Raw genomic sequence first — 18823 nt, 5'->3', positions numbered from 1 at the left:
GACTGGCGATGCGATTTGCAACTTTGAAAGACGGCAGCCTGGACGGCCGCCTGGTACTGGTTTCTTCCAACGGCCTGCGGGCCGTCGATGCCGCTCCGATAGCGGCCAGCTTGCTGGCCGCTGTGCAGAACTGGGATGCTGTGGTGCCCGCCCTGCGCGAGCGCGCTGCTGCGCTGGAGGCTGGCACTGCCACCGGCATCTTTGCGTTCGATCCCGCCGCATGCAGCGCTCCCTTGCCGCGCAGCCCGCAGTGGCTCGATGCATCGGCGTTCCTCAACCATGGCCGCTTGATGGAGCGGGCGTTCAACACGCCGCCCATCCCGCACTTTGACACCATCCCCGTGATGTACCAGGGCGCTAGCGACGATTTTCTGGGCCCTTGCGACGATGTGCCCTTGCCCAGTGAGGCCGACGGCATCGATTTCGAAGGCGAGTTCGGCGTCGTCTGTGGCCCCGTGCCCATGGGCGTGACGCCCGAAGTGGCATTGAACTGCGTGCGCTTGGTCGTCCAGATCAACGACTGGAGCCTGCGCGCGCTGGGCCCGCACGAAATGAAGACGGGCTTTGGCTTCCTGCAAGCCAAGCCGTCTACCAGCTTTGCCCCTTTGGCCGTGACGCCGGATGAATTGGGCGACGCTTGGCAGGGTGGGCGCGTGCATCTGCGATTGCATGTGGACTCCAACGGCAAGTGGTTTGGCCACCCCCATGGCGGAGAAATGAATTTCAGTTTCGGCCAGCTCATTGCCCACGCGGCCCGCACACGGCGGCTTACGGCGGGCACCATCATCGGTTCGGGCACGGTGTCCAACCAGGCGCGCGATGCAGGCTCTGCCTGCCTGGCCGAGCGGCGCGTGATCGAGATCCTGGACAAAGGTGCGGCCAAGACGCCGTTCATGCATTACGGGGATAGCGTGCGCATGCAGGCACGCTGGCCCGATGGCCGTGATGGGCCTTTTGGCGTGGTGCATCAGCGCGTGGTGGCGCCTAGTACCGAGGTGCGCTGATGCACACCGTCGTCACAGGCGCTGGGGGCTTTGTGGGTGCGGCCCTGGTGCAGCGTCTTCGCGCGCAGCCCCAGGGTTTGGGGGGGGCAAAGGCTTTGCGTCTCACCCTGGTGGACCGCACGGCCCCCACCGGCGCCCAGGCGCTCGGTGTGCGCTGGCATGTGGGCAGCTTTGCCGATCCAGCCCTTTTGCAGGCCTTGCACAACGATCCGCCGGACTGTGTGTTCCACCTAGCGAGCGTGCCTGGCGCACTGGCAGAGCGCGAGCCTGCACTGGGCGTGCAGGCCAATTTGCTCGACACCGTGGCCTTGCTGGAGGGGTTGGCTGGCCCGGTGCGGGAGAAGATCGCCAGCGCGCCTCGGTTGGTGTTTGCAAGCTCGGTTGCGGTGTATGGCGAAGTCGGCCCGGACCCCATGATGGAGGACCATCCTCCCCAGCCCACTTTGAGCTATGGCACCCACAAGTGGGCCACCGAGTTGCTGCTGGCCGACTACAGCCGCCGTGGAGAGCTGGATGCCTGCAGCCTCCGGTTGCCTGGCGTTGTGGCCAGACCGGTCTCCGAGAGTGGGCATGGCTCCGCTTTCATGAGTCAGATCTTTCACGCACTGTCTGCGGGGCGACCTTATGTGTGTCCCGTGTCACCGCAGGCCACGGCCTGGTGGATGTCTTTGGAGCGGTGCTTGGACAACCTGCTGCTGGGTGCCAGTTTGCCAGCCAGTGCCATGCCCGCCTCGCGCTGCTGGCAGCTGCCGGTGCTACAGGCGTCCGTAGATGCTGTGGTGAAGGCGGTCGCCCAACGAACCGGACGAGATATCACCACTTATCTGCGCTATGCGCCAGACGCTCGCACGGAAGCACTGTTTGGGCGGCAGCCGGCCGTGCATGCCGCATCTGCACAGGCCGCAGGCTTTGTGGATGACGAGTCTGTTCAGGCGATGGTAGCGCGTGTGCTGGCTTCTTTGCCACCGGTCGATAGCGCTGCAGATGCGCGAACGGCGTGAAATGACGGCCCCATGGATACTCTGACCTGGATGGAACTCGGATGAAACTACTTCGGCATCTCAGTGTGGCGCAGCAGCTCGTGGTCGGCTTTGGTGTCGCCCTGCTGGTGTTGATGGCGCAAAGTCTGATGGGGTTTGTCAACGCTGGAAAGACGCTTCAGATCGTCCGTGGCGAGGCCGCGCAGGCCATGGCCCACCATGCGTTCTCGTTGGACATACAGAACGCCCTGAAGGACGAGGAGCTTCACCTTCGGCGCATGTCTGTGCAGATGGACGGCCGGCGTATTGCCGACGCAGCGCAGGGTGCGCGGGAGGCTGTTGAGCGGGTGACCAAGGCACTGAGTCAGCTTGCGCAGTCCGGTAATGGTGCGAGGTCTCAGCCGCTGGTTCAAGAGTTGAGCGAGTTGGTGCTGCAGGCTGCTCCGGTCAAAGACGAAGTGATCGCGCTGGCCACCGCGTTGCAAACAGATCAGGCTAACAGCTTGTTTGACGAGAAGCTGGATGCATTGTCCCAGCGCAGGCAATCTGTGGCGCAAGCGCTGGCTGCCGCAGAGAAGCAAATACTGGACAGCACCTTTGCCTCCATCTCCGCGCAGGCCGAGCGAGATCGGGTGATGACCGTCATCCTGGTTTTGGTGGGGGGCAGCATTGCTGTTGTGGCGGCTTGGCTGTTGTACTTAAGTATCACGCGTCCGCTGACGGCGGCGGTGCGCGTGGCAGATTTGGTAGCGGACGGTGACCTGGGTGTTCAGTGCGACTCTGATGCATCCAACGAATTGGGTGCCCTGATGCGTGCATTTGACCGTATGGCATTGCGCATGCGCCTGGCCATCCAGGAGGTGCGGCTGGCCTCTGGCTCCACGCTGTGCGCCGCAGGCGAAATTGCCGCGGGCAATATGGATCTTTCTATCCGCACAGAGCGACAGGCCCTGGCACTTCAGAGTGTGAGCCAATCGATCGAGGATGTAGCCCAACGCGTGACGAGCAATGCCGAGCTGGCTCGTCAGGCGCAGCGGCAGGCCCATGACGCCGCAGGCATGGCGTCGGACAGCGCTGAAAAAGTGCGCCGATTCACCGAGACCATCGAGGCCATCCTGCGCTCGTCGCAACAGATGTCTGACATCGTGTCTGTCATCGACGGCATTGCATTTCAAACCAATATTCTTGCGCTCAATGCGGCCGTCGAGGCAGCGCGGGCGGGCGAGCAGGGAAGGGGCTTTGCCGTAGTGGCCTCAGAAGTTCGCACGCTTGCGCAGCGCTCATCCACTGCCGCCCGAGAGATTCGCGATTTGATCCATCTCAACCTGCAAACGGTGGAAACAGGCGCCTTGCAGGCAACACAGGTGGACAGCAGCATCCGGAACATGGTCGGCGCGAGCGAGCAGGTTGCCGGGGTGGTTGCCGATATTTCCCGTTCGACCGAAGTGCAAGCGGCCAGCATTGGCCAGGTGCACGTCGTGATCCACGATATTGACGAAGGTATTCGCCAGAACGCGGCATTGGTGGAGGAGGCCGCGGCATCGGCGGCAAGTCTGCGTGGCCAAGCGGAGGCTCTGGATCAGACACTCGGGCGTTTCAGGGGGTGAGGTGGCGCGTCACGGGGTGGTTTTGATATCTCAGCGCCGGTCTGGTGGGCGGCGCTGAGATTTTTGTATCGCTCCGTGGCGCGTCGATGACCTCGCAAATGCGCGCGTTGGTTGCCAGCACGTCGTGCTGCGTGGAGCGCCTGCGATCGGTGAAATGCTGTGTGCTCAGGCCGTCTCGACCGCAAAGCTCAAACCTGCGTTCGCCTGGAGCCGCGCAATCAGCTTGTCGCCCAGGGCTGGGGCCGTGGTCCAGATGCCGCCAGCCGTGTCTTTGGCGTCCTGCAGCAGGCACACTGCGGCTTCGGTGATCATCTTGGAGGTGGAGCCATAGCCCGGATCACGGTCCCCCTTCACGCCCACGCGCAAGGTGTTGCCTGCATCGTCAGTACCCAGGAACAGCACGTCGTAGAACCCGTTCTCACGTTCTTCGCGCGAAGGGCCTTCGCCGGGCTTGGGGCCTTTGTCCGAGCCCAGCGACTTGTCGCCCGCCACCGCGTTGGCGATGGCCCCGCCCTTTTCGCCAGGGCCGGTGATGAGCATTTCGTCGTAGACAAAGTCGGTGCCATAGGCGTGCTGCAAAAGGAAGTTGGAGCGGTGCACGTTGCGCGTGTTGATGGCGGCCATTACAAACGGGGCCACCCAGATTCCATCGCCCAGCGCCTCGTCCACCATGGGTTTGTGGCCGGTTGGCTGGCGCGGCCCTTCAAACCCGGGCGTGAGAGAGAACGGGTTCTTCAGCAAATCCAGCACCGCAGGGTTGGTGGCAGCCGCGGCCATGGTGGCCTTGAGGCTGGCGGCCGTGCCCCCAGAGAAGGTGCCCTTCATCTTGCGCACCCGGCCGCGCACGCGCGGGGCGGGGTGGCCGAAGCGCTGGGCAAATTCCTTTTGCAGCAGGAACACGCCCAGGTCAAACGGGATCGAGTCGAACCCACACGAGAACACGATGCGCGCGCCGCTGGCCTTGGCCGCAGCTTCGTGCGCGTCGATCATCTGGCGCATCCAGGCGGGCTCGCCGCACAGGTCCACATAGTCCACACCAGCCTTCGCGCAGGCGGCCACCAGTTCGTTGCCATAGAGCTGGTAGGGGCCTACCGTGGTCAGCACCAGGCGCGTGGAATCCATCAGCGCTTGCAGGCTGGCGGGGTTGCTGGTGTCGGTCACGACCAGCGGAGTGTCGGCCGGTGCGCCCACTTCGTCGCGCACGGCGGCGAGTTTGTCGGCATTGCGCCCGCCCATGGCCCAGCGCAGGCCGCTGCCAGCGGGGTAGCGCTGGAGCAGGTATTCGACCACCAGGCGGCCGGTGAAGCCGGTAGCGCCGTGGACGACGAGGTCAAAGGGTTTGGTCATGGTGTGGGTCTCCGTCCATCAAAAAAGCAAGCACGCGCAGCGGTCAGGGGCTGCCACGCCGGGGGGTCTGCCATTGTCTTTGGCAGGGCCTGCAGGCTCTGTCGCGCAGGTGCGTTGCAGGGGCTGCGTAGGGCGAGAACAACGGACTTCGGCTATTTTTTCGAGAAAAAGTACCGCCAAACGATACCGGGTAGCCTGCGGGTAGCCACTGTTACGGTTCAATGCAGACACGCAAGTTACGTCTGGGCACCATTCGCTCCGTGTTCAACCAACGTCCCCCCGGGGCACCACTGCAATGTCTTCTTCTCCCATCGTTGTTCAGCGTGACACCAAGGCCTGGCAGTTGCAGGTGTGGGTCTCGTTCGGCATCGCGGTTTTTCTGTGTGCCGTGGGCCTGGCATGGCTGCCTGGCGAGCAACTGGAGCAGGCCTTCATGGTGATGGGCTACGTGTTCTGCCTCTCGGCCGCGTTTGTGTTGGCCAAGTTTGTGCGGGACAACGAAAGCGCTTCGCGCCGTGGCGGTGGCGACACCCCCATGTGGAAGCTGGTGGTGTGGGGCGGCTTTGCGGTGGCCATGGGCCTCACGGGTTGGGGCCTGATGAGCATGGACATTAACGTGACCTACAAGGCGTTTCTGGGCGTGAGCTGGCTTTACCTCATCACCACCGCCTTCACGCTGGCCAAGATGCTGCGCGATCGCCACGAGGCTGATCTGATGGACGCCCGCCTGCAAGGCCGCCGCGAAGCCGCCCAGGCGGCAGCCAACGGCAGCAGCGCGAACTGATCGCATCGAACGTGCGCAGGCGGCAATCCGCCGCCTGTTCGGGTGATTTTTCTTTCTGGTCTATCGACCCGGTTTCTCCGGAACCCCGGGTGCGCGGTGGGGCCGCATTTTGAGGAGTGAATGATGATGAATGCTGTGTTTTCTTCGTGGGGCTCTGCCCGCCTGTCTCGCGCTCTGCTCGCGGCCGGTGTGGTGTGTGCCGTGATGGCCATGGCTCCCGCGCGCGCCCAGAGCGAGGCCTCTGCCGCGCTGTCGCTGTTGCCGGTGGCCTCGGTGGTGGGCACGGCGTCTGTGGCTTCCGCTGCTGCGGGCGCAGTGGTGGCAGTGCCCGCAGCGTTGTCGGTGGGCGGCGCGGTGCTGTCCGTGAAGGCGGTGGAGGCCTCGGCCGTGGGCACGGTGTACCTGCTGGAGCGTGCCTCGGACGGCGCCCAGGTGAGTGTGGAGGTGGTGGGGCGCGGCGTTGTGGGCTCAGCCTACGCGGTGGGCACGGTGGTCACCTGCAGCGTGATCGGCACGGGCGTGATCCTGTCGGCAGCGGGCGAGGCGATTGCCTTTGTGCCCAACGCCATCGGTCGTGCGCTTTTGCACAACGAGCGTCTTTGAGGAGCTGCACGATGGTGAAAGCCCTGAATCTTGGTCGCGACCCCGTGCAGCGCGTCCCTGCCGTAGTGGGCATGGTGTTCCTCGCCGGGGCGGCGCTGTTGGCCGCCACCCCAGCCCAGGCGGGCCGCTCGTGCGAATCGCGCAAGCCCGTGCCGCCGCAGGTGATCGAGCGGGGCATGAAGCTGGCCGAGCAGACCTCGGCCGCGCTCGATGCCGAGCACGCCAGGTCGGGCGCACAGGTGGTGGCGCTGGCCCGTGCGGGGCAGGACCTGAGCAAATATGGCCTGCGCTACTCGCACATGGGCTGGGCCTACAAGACGGCCGAAGGCCCCTGGCGCGTGGCGCACAAGCTCAACGAATGTGGCACGGCCGTGGGGCACCTGTACCGCCAGGGCCTGGGGGAATTCTTCCTGGACGACCTGTGGCGCTACGAAGCCGTCTACGCTGTGCCCACGCCCGAGGTGCAGCAGCGCCTGCTGGCCGTGCTGCTGGACAAGGGCCGTACCAAGACGCTGCAGCACCCACCCTACAGCATGGTCAGCTACGTGTGGGGCCGCAAATACCTGCAGTCCAACCAGTGGGCGCTGGAGACCCTGGCGATGGCCATGGAGCCCGCCACCGTGCGCTCGCGCGACCAGGCGCAGGCCTGGCTGCAGTTCAAGGGCTACGAGCCCACTGCACTGAAGCTCGGGCCGCTCACGCGCATGGGCGGGCGGGTGGGCTCGGCCAACATTGCGTTTGACGACCACCCGAACGAGAAGCGGTTTTCGGACCGCATTGAAACCGTCACCGTCGATTCGGTACTGGCCTGGCTGCAGCGCGCGCAACTGGCGGCACCGCCGGCGGTGCTGGCGGTAAATAATTGAATAAAAATGGCCTCTAGCGCTTGCTTGGTAAGCGCTGGAAGCTATCGAATGCATAGCATTTCCAGAGGGGAACGATCATGAGCAAATCCCTGCGGCTGTCCGAAAAATGGTTTCGCCGTGGCCTGTGGCTGGTGGCGCTGGTGTTTGCCAGCTTCCTCATCGGCCTGGGTGGCACCATCGTGGGTGATTTGCCCAAGGTTGAGACCCCGCTGCGGGTGGACGACTTTCTGGATAAAGCCGCAGCCGACAAGCTGCGCGCCGAGGTCAAAGCAGCGCGCCAGGCCGAGCAGGATGCGCAGACCGCGCTGGAGCAGGCCCAGCTGCAGCGCAGCAAGGTGCGCAGCGAGGTGCAGGCCGAGAGGGACAGCTTCAACAACTGGCTGTCCACCCGCAGCGCCACGCAGCGCGCCGATCAGGACCCCGAGGTGCTGGCGCGCACCCAGGCGCTGGACGTGCTCAAGCTCGCTGAACGCAAGACCCAGCAGGCGGTGGAGGCGCAGCAGCAGGCTGCGCTGGATGCCCGCCAGACCGCAGCCGCCCGGCAGGAGCAGTTGAACCGCATGGAGTCGGACGGCTACGTGAAGCTCAATGCCGAGCGCCGCAAGGTCGAGCTGCGGGTGTTCCTCTACCGCCTGGCCCTCACGCTGCCGCTGCTGGCGGCTGCGGGCTGGCTGTTCGTCAAGAAGCGCAAGAGCACCTACTGGCCGTTTGTGTGGGGCTTCATCTTCTTCGCGCTGTTTGCGTTTTTTGTGGAGCTGGTGCCTTACCTGCCCAGCTACGGCGGTTATGTGCGCTACGTGGCGGGCATTGCCTTGACGGCCGTGGTGGGGCGCTACGCCATCTTGGCGCTCAACCGCTACCTGGAGCGCCAGAAGCTGGCCGAAACCCTGCCCGACCAGGAGCGCCGCAAGGAGCTGAGCTATGACGTCGCCCTGGCCCGCCTGGCCAAAAGCGTGTGCCCTGGCTGCGAGCGACCGGTGGACCTGAAAAACGAGAAGATCGACTTTTGCCCGCATTGCGGCATTGGGCTGTTCGACCATTGCGGCCACTGCAGCACCCGCAAGAGCGCTTTTGCACGCTTTTGCCATGCCTGCGGCACGGGGGCGGGGGTGAAATTGGCGAGCGAAGACTGACGCAGGTGAATCGGTCGTGTCCCTGGGCCCTGCCGCCCTGTGCGGCGCGTTGGGCCCCCTGCGCGCCTGCGATGTTCACATCCGTTCTATCGGAAGCGCGACTGACTGGCCAGAATCGTCGGCATGCATTCCCACCATTGGCCCCACCAAAGTTTCACCGCTCCCTTCACGACCACCGGCCGCTCCGCGCTGGTGCGTCCGCCACCCTGGCACTACGCGGGCTGGCTGCTCAACGTCGCCTTTCGGTTCGACGCACTAGCGGCGATGCCGCTGGTTCCTGATGCTGTTGGCAGGCCGGTGGGCACAGGGTGTGTGCACTTTGCCGACTGGCAGGCCTGTACAGACGGCCATGAATTGCTGGATCCAGTGCTGTCGCAGTACCGAGAAACCATTGTGGTGCTGGAGATTGAACGGCCTGACGGGAGCCGCTGCATGTACTGTCCTGCCATCTGGGTTGACCAGGATATCTCCATGGTGCGGGGGCTGCTGCAGGGGTGGCCCAAGAAGATGGGCAGCACCTGGCTGACGCGCAGCTTGCCGCTGGACCACCCCGCAGCGGCACCTTTGCGCAGGGGGAGCAAACTGGGCGCCAGCCTTGCGGTGAAAGACCGCCGCCTGTTTGAGGCGCATGCGGAGTTCACCGGCCAGCCAGGACGACCGCTGGGATTTCTGACGCAAGCGACCATTGGTGCCTTGGGCTGGGCCGATCTGCGGCAGCCTGAACAGTTTCCCGAGTTGGCGCTTGTCAAGCCAGACATCGTGGCGCGCACGGGGGGCTGCTGGCATGAAGTCTCTGCCTGCCTTCGCATGGCTTCGCACCCAGGAGAGGACATTGGCCTGCTGGGCGACTTGGTGGTTGAGGACGCCAGTGCGGGCTGGTTGGGTCTCACCGTGGCGGGAGCGCGCGATGCCTGACGTGTTGTCTGCCCCTGCCGATCCGGCCAAGGTTGCCATAGTGCTGGCGGCGGATCTGGCGCCCGGGCCTGCTGCCAACATTGCCGCGTGCATTGCCGCAGGCTTGGCAGCCTCTCGCCCGGACTGGGCGGGCCGGGCGCTGGTCGATGCATCTGGATGGAGATCTGTGTCGTCCTCGCATGTGCCCATCACCATCCTGAAGGCGCCAGTCACTGCGATGAATGCGCTGCTCAGGCGCCTGACCGAAGGGCCGGCGCAGGACAATGGCCGTATTTCACTATTTCCAGCCTATGCGCATGCCATCCACGAAAGCAGCGAATACTGGCACCGCCATGGTCTGGTGTCGCACGCTGAAGAGGCTATGCTCGGTGTCGGTTTGGTCGGCGCAAAGCGTTGGGTGAGCAGCATGACTGGGAGCCTGCCGCTATGGCGTTAAATCGATCTGAAGTGCGACGGCTGCACCTGTCCGATCTTGCGCAGGTGCACCATCAGCAGCCTGAACAGGAGTGGGTGCCACACTGGCATGAAGAGTGGTCTTTCGGCGCTGTTCTGGAGGGTCAATGCTGCTGCAGCGTTGCCGGACGTCCGTTTGTCGCGCGTGCCGGTGATTTGATTGTGATACGGCCAGGTGTCGTTCACGTGGGGGCGCTGACCGATCCTGCGCACACAGGTGCCGTGCACCTGGTCATGTTGTATGTTCCGCCCCCCTATTTGGCACAGTGGGGTCTCGCAGGGCCTGAGCGCAGCGGGGCAATACGCGCCCCTGGGCTTGCCGGTGCAGCCGCGCGGATGGCCTGCGCAAACGATGTGCAAGCCTGGCTGGACAGCGCAGTGCCCCTTCTTTCCGATGCGCTACCGCTGGACCGAAGCGCTGCTGATCCCATCCCCACCAAGGCGGTACGCGTGCTCATCGAGGGGGTGCGGTCTGCCGTCCTGGGGGGCGAACAGACGGTCTCTGGGTTGGCGAGGCACTGCGCTGTCAGCCGGGAGCGTGTGCATCGGGTGCTCAGGCAATGGCTGGGCATGGCACCCCGGGAGTACTTGCGTGCCGTCCGCCTGCTCCGCGCAAAACAACTGGTCATGAACGGAGAGCCGGTGGCCTCTGTGGCGGCGGAATGTGGGTTCTCTGACCAGGCGCACTTCACGCGCTGGTTCCGGCGCACATTCGGCTACACGCCTGGTGACTTGGTGCGTGCGATGTCCCGTGACGCGGAGCGCGACCAGGCTGCATCCATCAAGTAGACACAGCACTCCTGTCTTGATCGCAGTGGGCGTTGGCAGCACCGATGCCTTGGCATCGACGCTGCGTTTGTTTTCATCCCACCATCACCCGGTTGCGGCCCTCTGCCTTCGCGCGGTACAGCGCCGCGTCGGCCGCCAGCAGCAGGGTGTCCATGTCGGCGTCCGAGCCCATGGTGGCGCTGTGCACCAGGCCAATGCTGACGGTGGCGCGTTGGGGGCCACCCTCTACCGGGTCAAGCGCCTGCTGCTCCACGGCGCTGCGCACGCGCTCGGCAATGGCCTGGGCCTCGGTGGGGGACACTCCGGGCAGCACGGCCGCAAACTCCTCGCCACCCATGCGGCCCAGGGCGTCGTGGGGGCGCAGCGCGCGCGCCATGGTCTGGGCAATGCTGACCAGCAGCCGGTCGCCCGCGCCATGCCCGTGTTGGTCGTTGACCTGCTTGAAATGGTCCACGTCCACCATCATCACCGCCAGCCCGGTGGACTCGCGCTGGTAGCGTACCAGCAGGCGGTCGCCTTGTTTGAGCAGCGCGCGGCGTGCCAGGACACCGGTCAGGTCGTCGTGGCGCACGGCGTGGTCCAGGCGGCGCAGGGCTTCGGCGCGCGCCGCGCTAGCACAGGCCACGGCCAGCGGCCCCAGTGCCAGCAGCGTGACGCCCACACGCAGCGAGAACACGTCGCTGGCATGGGCAGGTGTGAAGTTGAGCACGCCGGTGGCCACGCCGGCCATGGTCCACAGGCACACCACCAGCGACAGCAGGCTGGAGACAAACGGGCTGTAGCTGAGCGCGCACCACAGCAGCCCTGGCACCACAAAGGCCAGCATGCCGGGCCCCCCGATCACGGTGCGCACGCCTTCGGCCAGCAGCAGCGAGCTGACGGGTGCCACACGCCAGATCAGGGGCACCTCCTGCGTTGCGGGCGGCGGGTCGTCGGCGCGCGGCGCGGCCAGCACCACCGGCACGATGAGCATGTAGTTCATGAGTTCGGTGCTGAACCACAGGGACAGCAGGTCGGTCCACGGGCTGTTGAAGTAGACCGGCGCGGCGCCACAGCCTGCCAGTGCCCCCACGGCACTGGCTGCCAGCGCAGCCAGCAGCAGGTAGAGGGCAGAGATGGTGCGTTGCAGGCGCCGGATGCGTTCGTCCAGCCGACGCAGCCCCAGCCAGCCCGCCGTGGCGCCCAGCAGGTTGGCGCCGTTGAGCCACAGGGCCATGGACCAGGAGCTGCCCGTCACCAGGTCTGCCGCCACATAGCCCACGGCGGCAGCTACCCAGGCTGGCGGGCGCGCCAGCCTGGGATAACGCACCAGCAGGCCCAGCAGCAGCGCATTGGCGGGCCAGAAGACCGACAGAAAACCGATGGGCCGCGCAAAGATGCCCACCAGGCAGGCGGCGAAGATCAGCACGGACAAACCCAGCCAGGCCAGGGGCGGCGAAAGCGGGCGGTGGAGCAAAAAAGGGCGGTACATGGGGGCAGCAGTTGATGGGCGTGGAGCGGCGCGCGCGTCAGTGCCGATTGTCCCCGGGCCGGGTGCGCGGGAGACTCCGCAGCGTTGGCTGGGGAAACAATTGTTGATGATTGCCTGTGAGATCGCTGCCAGCTCTCAGGTGTTGCCCAGCAGCAGCGCCACCAGCTCCCCCGTGCTGCTGGCCCCCAGTTTGCGCATGAGCCGCGCGCGGTGGGCGTCCACCGTGCGGTGGCTGATGTCCAGGTAGCGCCCGATCTGCTTGCTGGTGGCGCCGGTGACGATGTGTTGGGCGATTTCGCGCTCGCGCAGGGTCAGCGGCGTGCTCACGGGGCGGCGGTGCGAGATGTCCTCGAACATCCACACCGCCCGTGCAAACGGGTCCGACCGGTCCAGTGCCCGGCCCACCACGTGGCACCAGAACATCGAACCATCGCGCCGTCGCATGATGCGCTCATCCGCATAACTTCCCGACGCCTTCATCGCCTGCAGGCCCAGGTGGCCCGTGTGGGTGAACTCTTCGAACGAGGGGTACAGCGGCGCCAGCGGCTGGCCCAGCAGCTCGGCCTGCTCGTGGCCGAACATGTGGGCAAAGGCGTCGTTGCAGATCTCGATGCTGCGCTCGCGCGTCACGCACATGCCTACCGGGGCCAGGTTAAAGGCCAGCTCCAGCGCTTCGTTCAGGGCGGCATAGGGCGGTGCGGGCATGGGGTGGGATTCTGCCGCAGGTCAGCGGCGCGGCTCGGGTGAGAAGGACCGGTTTCAGGCAGTGCGCTCGTGCGTTGTCACCACGCGGTTGCGGCCCGCGCGCTTGGCGTCGTAGAGCGCCCGGTCGGCCGCAGCCAGCCAGTCGGCCCAGGTTCCGCCGGGGGAGGTCACGCAGGCCAGTCCAATGCTCACGGTGATGGGGATGTCCTCGCCCAGCTCGGACAGCCGGATCTGCTGCACGGCCCCGCACAGGCGCTGGGCGATGGCGCTTGCAGCGCTGGCGCTGGCGTCCGGCAGGTAGACCAGGAACTCTTCACCGCCCATGCGGGCCAGCAGGTCCGAATCGCGCAGCTGGTGGCGAAGTGCGTCGGCCGTGGCGACCAGCACGCGGTCGCCCGCCGCATGGCCGAAGCGGTCATTGATGTGCTTGAAGTGGTCCAGGTCGAGCTGCGCGATGGCGCTGCCCACGGGCAGCCGCGCGGGCAGCATGGACATGGCCCAGCGGCGGTTGCCCACGCCCGTGAGCGTGTCGGTCTGCGCCACTTTTTCCAGGCGCACTTCGGCGCGCTCGTTGGAGAGGGTCGAGACCATGAGCGCAACGCCAAAGTGGCAGAACATCTGCACGGAGAATGCCAGCGCAAAACCCTGTGGGCTGGCGGTGTGCGTGGCGATGTACAACAGCTGCAGGGCAAAGGTGCCCGCGCTGGCCAGGAGCAGCCCGGCCAGCAGGGGACGCGATGGCAGGGATTCGGTGCGGCGGTCGTGCCACACCTCCCAGGCTGCCGCGGTCAGTGACACTGCGGCGGTCAGGTGGAAGGCGCCTGCGCGCAGCAGGTTGTCCAGCGGAAACTGCGTGACCAGGCCCAGCACCAGCCAGCCTCCGGGAACCAGTATCAGCACCGCAGGCAGGACGCGCCTGCGGCCGCTCAGTGTCCGTGCACCTGCCCAGAAGAGGGTGTACCCCAGTGCCCCGAGCAGCAGGCTGGTGTGGGTCCAGAACCAGAGCGGCAGCATGGAATATTCACCCTGGCCTGCCAGTTCGGCACCAACGGCCAGCAGCAGGTAGGCGGCTGCCAGGGGCTTGAGCCCTTGCGGGCGGCACGAATGGCGGCTGACATGAAAGATGCTCAGCGCCCCCGCCACCAGCGCGGTCTTGTAGAGCAGGAGGATGGTCGGGAGGTCAAGCTGCATACCCATGTCGCAATGCGGTGGCGGTGGGGGATGACGTTGGGGAAGGCTTTTGCGGGAGCGCATATCTTGGCAGCAAAACAGCGGCGGGCGCTACCCTGGCGCTACCCAACATTACCTGGCGCGAAGCCTGTGCCAGCGCAGCCGCCATTGCCGCCGCACCACCCGCGCCACGCGCCATGCCCACGAGGCGCGGGCGCGCTCCAGCACCGCGTGCTTGAGGCGCATCCAGTGGGCATAGGTCCAGGCAAACCAGTGCAGCTGCATCAGGGCGGGCTGGGTCAGGCTGAACAGCCGCGCCACCACGGCGGTGCCCACCACCTTGGCCAGCACGATCACCAGCATGCCCAGTACCACGTGCCCCCGGCCCACCGCCCACAGGGCCAGCAGCTTGACGGGCAGCAGCAGTGCCGTGGGCAGCAGAAACACCGCCACCGCCGCCCAGGGGGGCAGGGCGCGCACGCAGCCTTCAATCCAGCGCAGGCCGGGCCAGCGGCCGATGCGCGCCAGCAGGCGCTGCAGCGGCTCCCAACCCCATTCCTCGAACAGGATCACCAGCGCCAGCAGCCCGCTGCCCAGGCCGGTCAGCATGCGGGCGGGCCAGCGCAGCAGGTGGTGCAGGAGATTTTGGATGATTTTGGCCTCTGGCGCTTATCTATCAAGCGCTAATAGCTATTATTTTTATAGCTATTGGTTGTGCTTACACGCCCCGTGCGCGCTCGGTCTTGAAGCGTGCACGGAATTCGGCGAACGTGCCCGCGTCCAGCGACTCGCGCACCTCGCGCATCAGGTTCAGGTAGTAGTGCAGGTTGTGCACGGTGGTCAGCATGGGGCCCAGCATCTCGCCGCAGCGGTCCAGGTGGTGCAGGTAGGCGCGGCTGAAGCCCTCGCGCCCGCCATCGTCCCACGACACGCCCGAACTGCCCGCGCAGGCGTAGCAGGTGCAGCTGGTGTCCATCGGTTTGTGGTCGGCCTTGTGGCGTGCGTTGCGGATCTTCAGGTCGCCAAAGCGCGTGAACATCGTGCCGTTGCGCGCGTTGCGCGTGGGCATCACGCAGTCGAACATGTCCACGCCGTCGGCCACGCCCTGCACCAGGTCCTCGGGCGTGCCCACGCCCATCAGGTAGCGCGGCTTGTGCGCAGGCAGGCGGTGGGGCGTGTGGGCCATGATGTCCAGCATCTCGTCCTTGGGCTCGCCCACGCTCACGCCGCCCACGGCGTAGCCGGGGAAGTCCATCTCGACCAGGTGCTCCAGCGATTCCTGGCGCAGGTTCTTGAACATGCCGCCCTGCACGATGCCAAAGAGCGCGTTGGGGTTCTGCAGCCGCTCGAATTCATCGCGCGAGCGCTTGGCCCAGCGCAGGCTCATTTCCATGCTCTTGCGCGCCTCGGCCTCGGTGGTCTTGTGGCCCTTGGTCTCGTACGGCGTGCACTCGTCGAGTTGCATGACGATGTCGGAGTTGAGCGTGGTCTGGATCTGCATGCTCACCTCGGGCGACATGAAGAGCTTGTCGCCGTTGACGGGGCTGGCAAAGGTCACACCTTCTTCGGTGATCTTGCGCATGGCGCCCAGGCTCCAGACCTGGAAGCCGCCCGAGTCGGTGAGGATGGGCTTGTCCCACTTTTCAAAGCCGTGCAGGCCGCCAAAGCTCTGCATTACATCCAGGCCCGGGCGCATCCACAGGTGGAAGGTGTTGCCCAGGATGATCTGCGCGCCCATGTCGTGCAGGCTGCGCGGCATCACGCCCTTGACGGTGCCATAGGTGCCCACGGGCATGAAGATGGGGGTTTGCACCACGCCATGGTTGAGCGTGAGCGTGCCACGGCGTGCGTGGCTGGTGGGGTCGGTTTTGAGGAGGTCGAACTGCAGCATGATGGGCGGCATTGTCCCAGACAGGCTACCCTGACCTCGCTCAAGGTTATGGACGGGTTTTCGACGAGGCCGTGGCTACACTGGACCAAGGTACTACAAGGAGAACACCATGCTCAAAATCCTCATCGCCGTGGACGGCTCCGAACTCTCCCTGGATGGCGTGCACCACGCACTGGCGCTGGTGGGCCAGGGGCTCCAGGCCACCATGGTGCTGGCCAACGTGCAGGAGCCCGCCACGCTGTACGAACTGGTGACCACGCGCGACCCCGACCTGATCGCCGCCGCCAGCCTGGAGGCGGGTGACCATCTCATGGCGTCGGCGCGCGCGCTGCTCGACGCGGCCGGGGTGGCCTATGAAACCGATGTGGGTGTGGGCGATGTGGCGCACACGCTGGTGGACATGATCGAGCGCTCGGGCTGCGACATGGTCATCATCGGCGCCAAGGGCCAGGGCGCCATCACCAGTGCGCTGCTGGGTTCGGTGTCGCAGGAGGTGGCGCATGCCAGCCCGGTGCCGGTGACCATCGTCAAACACGCCGAGGTGCTGGAGAACACAGACAGCGACATGGCCGAGGACTCGGAGGCCTGAGCGCTCCCAGAAAAGAAAAGGGCCGCTGTGTGCGGCCCTGATCGGGATCTTTGAGGAAGCTCGCCTGGTTTCAGGCTGCCTTGCGAAACGGCTCCGCAGGGCGCTGCAGCTTGCCGTGGGGCAAGGTGGCCAGGCGCGAGAACATGCGGCGCACATAGCCGCGCACCCACAGGCATTTGTTGAGTTCGTCCACCGGCAGTGGGCCCGACACCACCACGATGTCGTTGGCCATGTCCTGCGCCCCAGCAGCGCGCAGGCGGCGGCGCGTGTTGTTGGCCCAGGACTGGATGCGCGTGGGGCTGCCATGCTGGTGCACCTCGCCCGTGTGCGCATCGAACGCAATGGCCACCGTGTCGGTCTTGAGCTTGAACCTGCGCTCACCCGTGACGGCACTGGGCGCCTCGCGCATGTCGTAGAGGTAGTAGCTGCCTGCCTTGAGCTGGTATTGCATGTCCATGGGTGTGTTCCTCTTTGTCGGCATTGTCGAGGGCGCACGGTGCGGGCAATGGCAGGTAAAACGGTGGGAAAGGGGCTCTTTTTGAACGCCTCTCACAGATGGCCACGCCGGTTTCTGTGCGCGTGCCATTGTGGCGGCCTGTCGGCGCCGTCACACGAAACTTAAGGACGATGTCGTAACGAGTTGTGAACAATCCAGCGCGGAGTTCGCTGCGCTTTGCCTTGTGCGCAGCCTGTGAGACTGGCGCAGCCCCAGGCGCGGGCAGCCGAGCAAGGGCCGCCCTGCAGCGAGGGCTGCGTCCCCCTTCCCGAATGGCGCAGCCATTCGAGAGAAGGGGGAAGGTGCGCAGCGCCTCAGGGGGATGGACTCTAGAAGTCCACCAGACTCAACCCCACGCTGAACACCGTGCGTTTGCGGTTGTAGTCGATCATGCTGTCGCCGTAGCCGCTGAACAGCTGCGTGTGCAGGCGCAGGTTGCTCTTGTTGCCAAACAGGCCCGTGCCCACGGTCTGCAGCCATTCCAGGCGGACCGAGCCTCGGTCGCTGCTCGACAACGAGTGGCGCAGCGTGGCGCCCACCGTGTTCTCCTTGTTGACGTTCCAGAATGCCGACAGCTCACCCCGACCGATGTAGTCACTGATGCCGGGGTTGTCGTCGCTGCCCGAGCTTTCGGGGATGCGCTTCCAGATGCGCGCGTTCACGCTGACGCTGTTGCCCAGCTCCATGCCCGTCATCAGGTAGGCGCGGTTCCAGCTGCGCGACAGGGGCTTGCTCTGGCCGTTGGACTGGTGCACCAGTCCGATGCCGCTGTAGCGCCACTTCCAGCCAAACGGCAGTTGTGCCGTGGTGGGGTAGACATACATGACCTCGGGCTCGTGGTCGGTGGCGCGGAAGGGGCGCGAGATCTCGGGGGTGAACAGCTGCCAGTACGACTGCTGGGAGTAGCCGAACCACACCGAGTCCTTGAGCGTGGGATGTCCCTGGGTCAGCAGCCCTTGCGCAACCTTGGTACGCACCGACAGCTGAATGCGGTTCTCGGTGCGGCGGTAGGGCGTGGACTCGGTGGCCGAATGGTCGGCTGCATCCGACGTGGGCTGGCGGTTCACATTGCTTGACGCCACCACCGACACAGTGATGGGCCGGTAGCCCCGGAAGCTGAAGGTGCCGCAGTCGCTGCCCGACTCCAGTTCCCAGAAGCGCGAGAGGTCGCTGTACTGCGGATCGCGGCAGCCCTCGGTGCGGGCCACGTCAATCACACGGGTGGCGGGTAGCGTGGTGTCCACCGGGGGCGGCACGTCTGTCGAGGCCGACGCCGTGGCGCCAGGCGCGTTCCAGCCTTGCTGGTCGGTGGCCCACTGGTCAAAGCAGGCCAGGCGCGCCTGATTGTCACTGGACAGGGCGGCGCAGCGGCGCCAGGCAGCGTCGCCGCTCGGGGTGGCCGAGCCGCCAGCAGGCGGGGTCTGCGCCAGCGCGGCGCCGGCAGGCGTCAGCGCAGCGGCCACCAGCAGGGCCAGCGTGCCACGCCGGTGGCCGCCGCTGCGGCGAGGTGAGGCTGGCGCGGCCGTCATTGCCAGCCCACCTGCTTGCGCAGCACAAAAGGAGCCGAGGGGGCCGAAGGGGTGGGGTTGGCGTTGTTCCATGTTCCGCGTATTTCCTTGCCGCAACTCCCATCGACCACCTGGCCTGTCCAGGTGGCGCTGATGTTCGTGCCATTGATCGATTCTTCCAGCATCAGGTCGCCGCCATCGACGTCTCCGCTGACCTGCGCCGTGGCGCCATCTCTTTGCACGGTGCCACGCACGCTCTGTGCCAGCTCGGGATGCGGGCCCAGTTGCAGTGTGGCGGTGGCGCCAGGTGCATCCGGTGCTGCGCCCTGCAGTTGGGCCAGCCAGCGCCCTTGCAGGTGCTGGTGGTCCATGTCTGCCGCCGACGGGCATGCTGCCGTGGATTTTGGGTCATTTTGGCTACTGGCGCTTGTAGGATAAGCGCTGATAGCTATCAAAACAAAAGCAACCGCCAACAGCGGCGTGTGTCGGTGGGTGTCGGGCGCCATGGGTGG

21 protein-coding genes are annotated in these 18823 nt (G+C 65.7%); 11 read left to right on the top strand and 10 right to left on the bottom strand.

Annotated features, from left to right (window positions below; all coding sequences use genetic code 11):
• Positions 1-8: 8 nt before the first annotated feature.
• From KW832_RS22075 to KW832_RS22065, 3 genes are read left to right on the top strand one after another with little or no spacing between them, the layout of a single operon-like run.
• Entirely contained in the window at positions 9-1004 is a 996-nt protein-coding gene (locus KW832_RS22075; RefSeq protein ID WP_218301515.1) for a fumarylacetoacetate hydrolase family protein, read from the top strand.
• On the top strand, positions 1004-2005 hold the full coding sequence (locus KW832_RS22070) for an NAD-dependent epimerase/dehydratase family protein (RefSeq protein ID WP_218301516.1): 1002 nt from the start codon (positions 1004-1006) through the stop codon (positions 2003-2005). Before KW832_RS22075 ends, KW832_RS22070 begins: the two co-directional genes overlap by 1 nt.
• Before the next feature lie 41 nt (positions 2006-2046).
• Positions 2047-3591, top strand: coding sequence for a methyl-accepting chemotaxis protein (locus KW832_RS22065; protein ID WP_218301517.1), 1545 nt, complete (start codon positions 2047-2049; stop codon positions 3589-3591).
• Positions 3592-3756: 165 nt separating this feature from the next.
• Here the strand turns inward: KW832_RS22065 and KW832_RS22060 are convergent, their stop codons facing one another.
• Positions 3757-4938 (bottom strand): trans-acting enoyl reductase family protein, encoded by a 1182-nt coding sequence (locus tag KW832_RS22060; RefSeq protein WP_218301518.1) that lies wholly within the window; start codon positions 4936-4938, stop codon positions 3757-3759.
• 295 nt (positions 4939-5233) lie between these two features.
• On the opposite strand from KW832_RS22060, the gene KW832_RS22055 reads away from it, so the two are divergent.
• The 6 genes from KW832_RS22055 (at position 5234) to KW832_RS22030 (ending at position 9675) form a co-directional block, all read left to right on the top strand.
• Positions 5234-5722, top strand: coding sequence for a YiaA/YiaB family inner membrane protein (locus KW832_RS22055; RefSeq protein WP_055401956.1), 489 nt, complete (start codon positions 5234-5236; stop codon positions 5720-5722).
• Positions 5723-5842: 120 nt separating this feature from the next.
• Positions 5843-6325: a hypothetical protein gene (locus KW832_RS22050; RefSeq protein ID WP_218301519.1), complete on the top strand. Its 483-nt coding sequence runs from the start codon at positions 5843-5845 to the stop codon at positions 6323-6325.
• A gap of 71 nt (positions 6326-6396) precedes the next feature.
• Positions 6397-7191 carry a DUF2145 domain-containing protein gene (locus KW832_RS22045; RefSeq protein ID WP_218301599.1) on the top strand — a complete coding sequence of 265 codons (795 nt, stop codon included), beginning with the start codon at positions 6397-6399 and terminating at the stop codon, positions 7189-7191.
• Positions 7192-7268: 77 nt separating this feature from the next.
• Complete coding sequence (locus KW832_RS22040) at positions 7269-8324, top strand: zinc ribbon domain-containing protein (protein WP_218301520.1); 1056 nt, start codon at positions 7269-7271, stop codon at positions 8322-8324.
• Between the two features lie 123 nt (positions 8325-8447).
• On the top strand, positions 8448-9239 hold the full coding sequence (locus KW832_RS22035; RefSeq protein ID WP_218301521.1) for an acetoacetate decarboxylase family protein: 792 nt from the start codon (positions 8448-8450) through the stop codon (positions 9237-9239).
• Positions 9232-9675, top strand: coding sequence for a DUF2000 family protein (locus KW832_RS22030; protein ID WP_218301522.1), 444 nt, complete (start codon positions 9232-9234; stop codon positions 9673-9675). Before KW832_RS22035 ends, KW832_RS22030 begins: the two co-directional genes overlap by 8 nt.
• Here the strand turns inward: KW832_RS22030 and KW832_RS25775 are convergent.
• Positions 9672-9878: a hypothetical protein gene (locus KW832_RS25775; protein ID WP_255577903.1), complete on the bottom strand. Its 207-nt coding sequence runs from the start codon at positions 9876-9878 to the stop codon at positions 9672-9674. The genes KW832_RS22030 and KW832_RS25775 overlap by 4 nt on opposite strands.
• Between KW832_RS25775 and KW832_RS25770 the strand changes: the two genes are divergently transcribed.
• Positions 9789-10481, top strand: a complete 693-nt coding sequence (locus tag KW832_RS25770) for an AraC family transcriptional regulator (RefSeq protein ID WP_370628777.1) — start codon at positions 9789-9791, stop codon at positions 10479-10481. The two genes, KW832_RS25775 and KW832_RS25770, sit on opposite strands and share 90 nt — an antisense overlap.
• Before the next feature lie 73 nt (positions 10482-10554).
• On the opposite strand, the gene KW832_RS22020 is transcribed toward KW832_RS25770, so the two are convergent.
• The 5 genes from KW832_RS22020 to tgt form a co-directional block, all read right to left on the bottom strand.
• Positions 10555-11952, bottom strand: coding sequence for a GGDEF domain-containing protein (locus KW832_RS22020; RefSeq protein ID WP_218301524.1), 1398 nt, complete (start codon positions 11950-11952; stop codon positions 10555-10557).
• Positions 11953-12087: 135 nt separating this feature from the next.
• Positions 12088-12657, bottom strand: a complete 570-nt coding sequence (locus tag KW832_RS22015; RefSeq protein WP_218301525.1) for a LuxR C-terminal-related transcriptional regulator — start codon at positions 12655-12657, stop codon at positions 12088-12090.
• A gap of 54 nt (positions 12658-12711) precedes the next feature.
• On the bottom strand, positions 12712-13848 hold the full coding sequence (locus tag KW832_RS22010) for a diguanylate cyclase (protein WP_255577902.1): 1137 nt from the start codon (positions 13846-13848) through the stop codon (positions 12712-12714).
• A 111-nt stretch (positions 13849-13959) separates the two neighbouring features.
• Entirely contained in the window at positions 13960-14436 is a 477-nt protein-coding gene (locus KW832_RS22005; protein ID WP_255577901.1) for a hypothetical protein, read from the bottom strand.
• A gap of 109 nt (positions 14437-14545) precedes the next feature.
• Positions 14546-15718 carry a tRNA guanosine(34) transglycosylase Tgt gene (gene tgt / locus KW832_RS22000; protein ID WP_218301527.1) on the bottom strand — a complete coding sequence of 391 codons (1173 nt, stop codon included), beginning with the start codon at positions 15716-15718 and terminating at the stop codon, positions 14546-14548.
• Between the two features lie 109 nt (positions 15719-15827).
• Between tgt and KW832_RS21995 the strand changes: the two genes are divergently transcribed.
• Positions 15828-16307 (top strand): universal stress protein, encoded by a 480-nt coding sequence (locus tag KW832_RS21995; protein WP_218301528.1) that lies wholly within the window; start codon positions 15828-15830, stop codon positions 16305-16307.
• A gap of 70 nt (positions 16308-16377) precedes the next feature.
• Here the strand turns inward: KW832_RS21995 and KW832_RS21990 are convergent, their stop codons facing one another.
• From KW832_RS21990 to KW832_RS21980, 3 genes are all read right to left on the bottom strand, one after another.
• Positions 16378-16764 carry a hypothetical protein gene (locus tag KW832_RS21990; RefSeq protein WP_055392926.1) on the bottom strand — a complete coding sequence of 129 codons (387 nt, stop codon included), beginning with the start codon at positions 16762-16764 and terminating at the stop codon, positions 16378-16380.
• A gap of 368 nt (positions 16765-17132) precedes the next feature.
• Positions 17133-18332 (bottom strand): phospholipase A, encoded by a 1200-nt coding sequence (locus KW832_RS21985; protein WP_202907095.1) that lies wholly within the window; start codon positions 18330-18332, stop codon positions 17133-17135.
• Positions 18329-18682, bottom strand: a complete 354-nt coding sequence (locus KW832_RS21980; protein ID WP_238385436.1) for a hypothetical protein — start codon at positions 18680-18682, stop codon at positions 18329-18331. Before KW832_RS21980 ends, KW832_RS21985 begins: the two co-directional genes overlap by 4 nt.
• Positions 18683-18823: the final 141 nt, after the last annotated feature.

The sequence above is a fragment of the Acidovorax sp. sif0632 genome, from assembly GCF_019218805.1.
Lineage (GTDB): Bacteria > Pseudomonadota > Gammaproteobacteria > Burkholderiales > Burkholderiaceae_C > Acidovorax > Acidovorax facilis.
The sequence above is the reverse complement of the archived record's forward strand: the minus strand, read 5'-3'. Positions and strand labels throughout refer to the sequence as shown.

Excerpts from the sequence above, each read along its gene's own strand:
- KW832_RS22075 (WP_218301515.1), top strand. The coding sequence starts at position 9 with ATGCGATTTGCAACTTTGAAAGACGGCAGCCTGGACGGCCGCCTGGTA.
- KW832_RS22070 (WP_218301516.1), top strand. The coding sequence starts at position 1,004 with ATGCACACCGTCGTCACAGGCGCTGGGGGCTTTGTGGGTGCGGCCCTG.
- KW832_RS22065 (WP_218301517.1), top strand. The coding sequence starts at position 2,047 with ATGAAACTACTTCGGCATCTCAGTGTGGCGCAGCAGCTCGTGGTCGGC.
- KW832_RS22060 (WP_218301518.1), bottom strand. The coding sequence starts at position 4,938 with ATGACCAAACCCTTTGACCTCGTCGTCCACGGCGCTACCGGCTTCACC.
- KW832_RS22055 (WP_055401956.1), top strand. The coding sequence starts at position 5,234 with ATGTCTTCTTCTCCCATCGTTGTTCAGCGTGACACCAAGGCCTGGCAG.
- KW832_RS22050 (WP_218301519.1), top strand. The coding sequence starts at position 5,843 with ATGATGATGAATGCTGTGTTTTCTTCGTGGGGCTCTGCCCGCCTGTCT.
- KW832_RS22045 (WP_218301599.1), top strand. The coding sequence starts at position 6,397 with ATGGTGTTCCTCGCCGGGGCGGCGCTGTTGGCCGCCACCCCAGCCCAG.
- KW832_RS22040 (WP_218301520.1), top strand. The coding sequence starts at position 7,269 with ATGAGCAAATCCCTGCGGCTGTCCGAAAAATGGTTTCGCCGTGGCCTG.
- KW832_RS22035 (WP_218301521.1), top strand. The coding sequence starts at position 8,448 with ATGCATTCCCACCATTGGCCCCACCAAAGTTTCACCGCTCCCTTCACG.
- KW832_RS22030 (WP_218301522.1), top strand. The coding sequence starts at position 9,232 with ATGCCTGACGTGTTGTCTGCCCCTGCCGATCCGGCCAAGGTTGCCATA.
- KW832_RS22020 (WP_218301524.1), bottom strand. The coding sequence starts at position 11,952 with ATGTACCGCCCTTTTTTGCTCCACCGCCCGCTTTCGCCGCCCCTGGCC.
- KW832_RS22015 (WP_218301525.1), bottom strand. The coding sequence starts at position 12,657 with ATGCCCGCACCGCCCTATGCCGCCCTGAACGAAGCGCTGGAGCTGGCC.
- KW832_RS22010 (WP_255577902.1), bottom strand. The coding sequence starts at position 13,848 with ATGCAGCTTGACCTCCCGACCATCCTCCTGCTCTACAAGACCGCGCTG.
- KW832_RS22005 (WP_255577901.1), bottom strand. The coding sequence starts at position 14,436 with ATGCTGACCGGCCTGGGCAGCGGGCTGCTGGCGCTGGTGATCCTGTTC.
- tgt (WP_218301527.1), bottom strand. The coding sequence starts at position 15,718 with ATGCTGCAGTTCGACCTCCTCAAAACCGACCCCACCAGCCACGCACGC.
- KW832_RS21995 (WP_218301528.1), top strand. The coding sequence starts at position 15,828 with ATGCTCAAAATCCTCATCGCCGTGGACGGCTCCGAACTCTCCCTGGAT.
- KW832_RS21990 (WP_055392926.1), bottom strand. The coding sequence starts at position 16,764 with ATGGACATGCAATACCAGCTCAAGGCAGGCAGCTACTACCTCTACGAC.
- KW832_RS21985 (WP_202907095.1), bottom strand. The coding sequence starts at position 18,332 with ATGACGGCCGCGCCAGCCTCACCTCGCCGCAGCGGCGGCCACCGGCGT.
- KW832_RS21980 (WP_238385436.1), bottom strand. The coding sequence starts at position 18,682 with ATGGACCACCAGCACCTGCAAGGGCGCTGGCTGGCCCAACTGCAGGGC.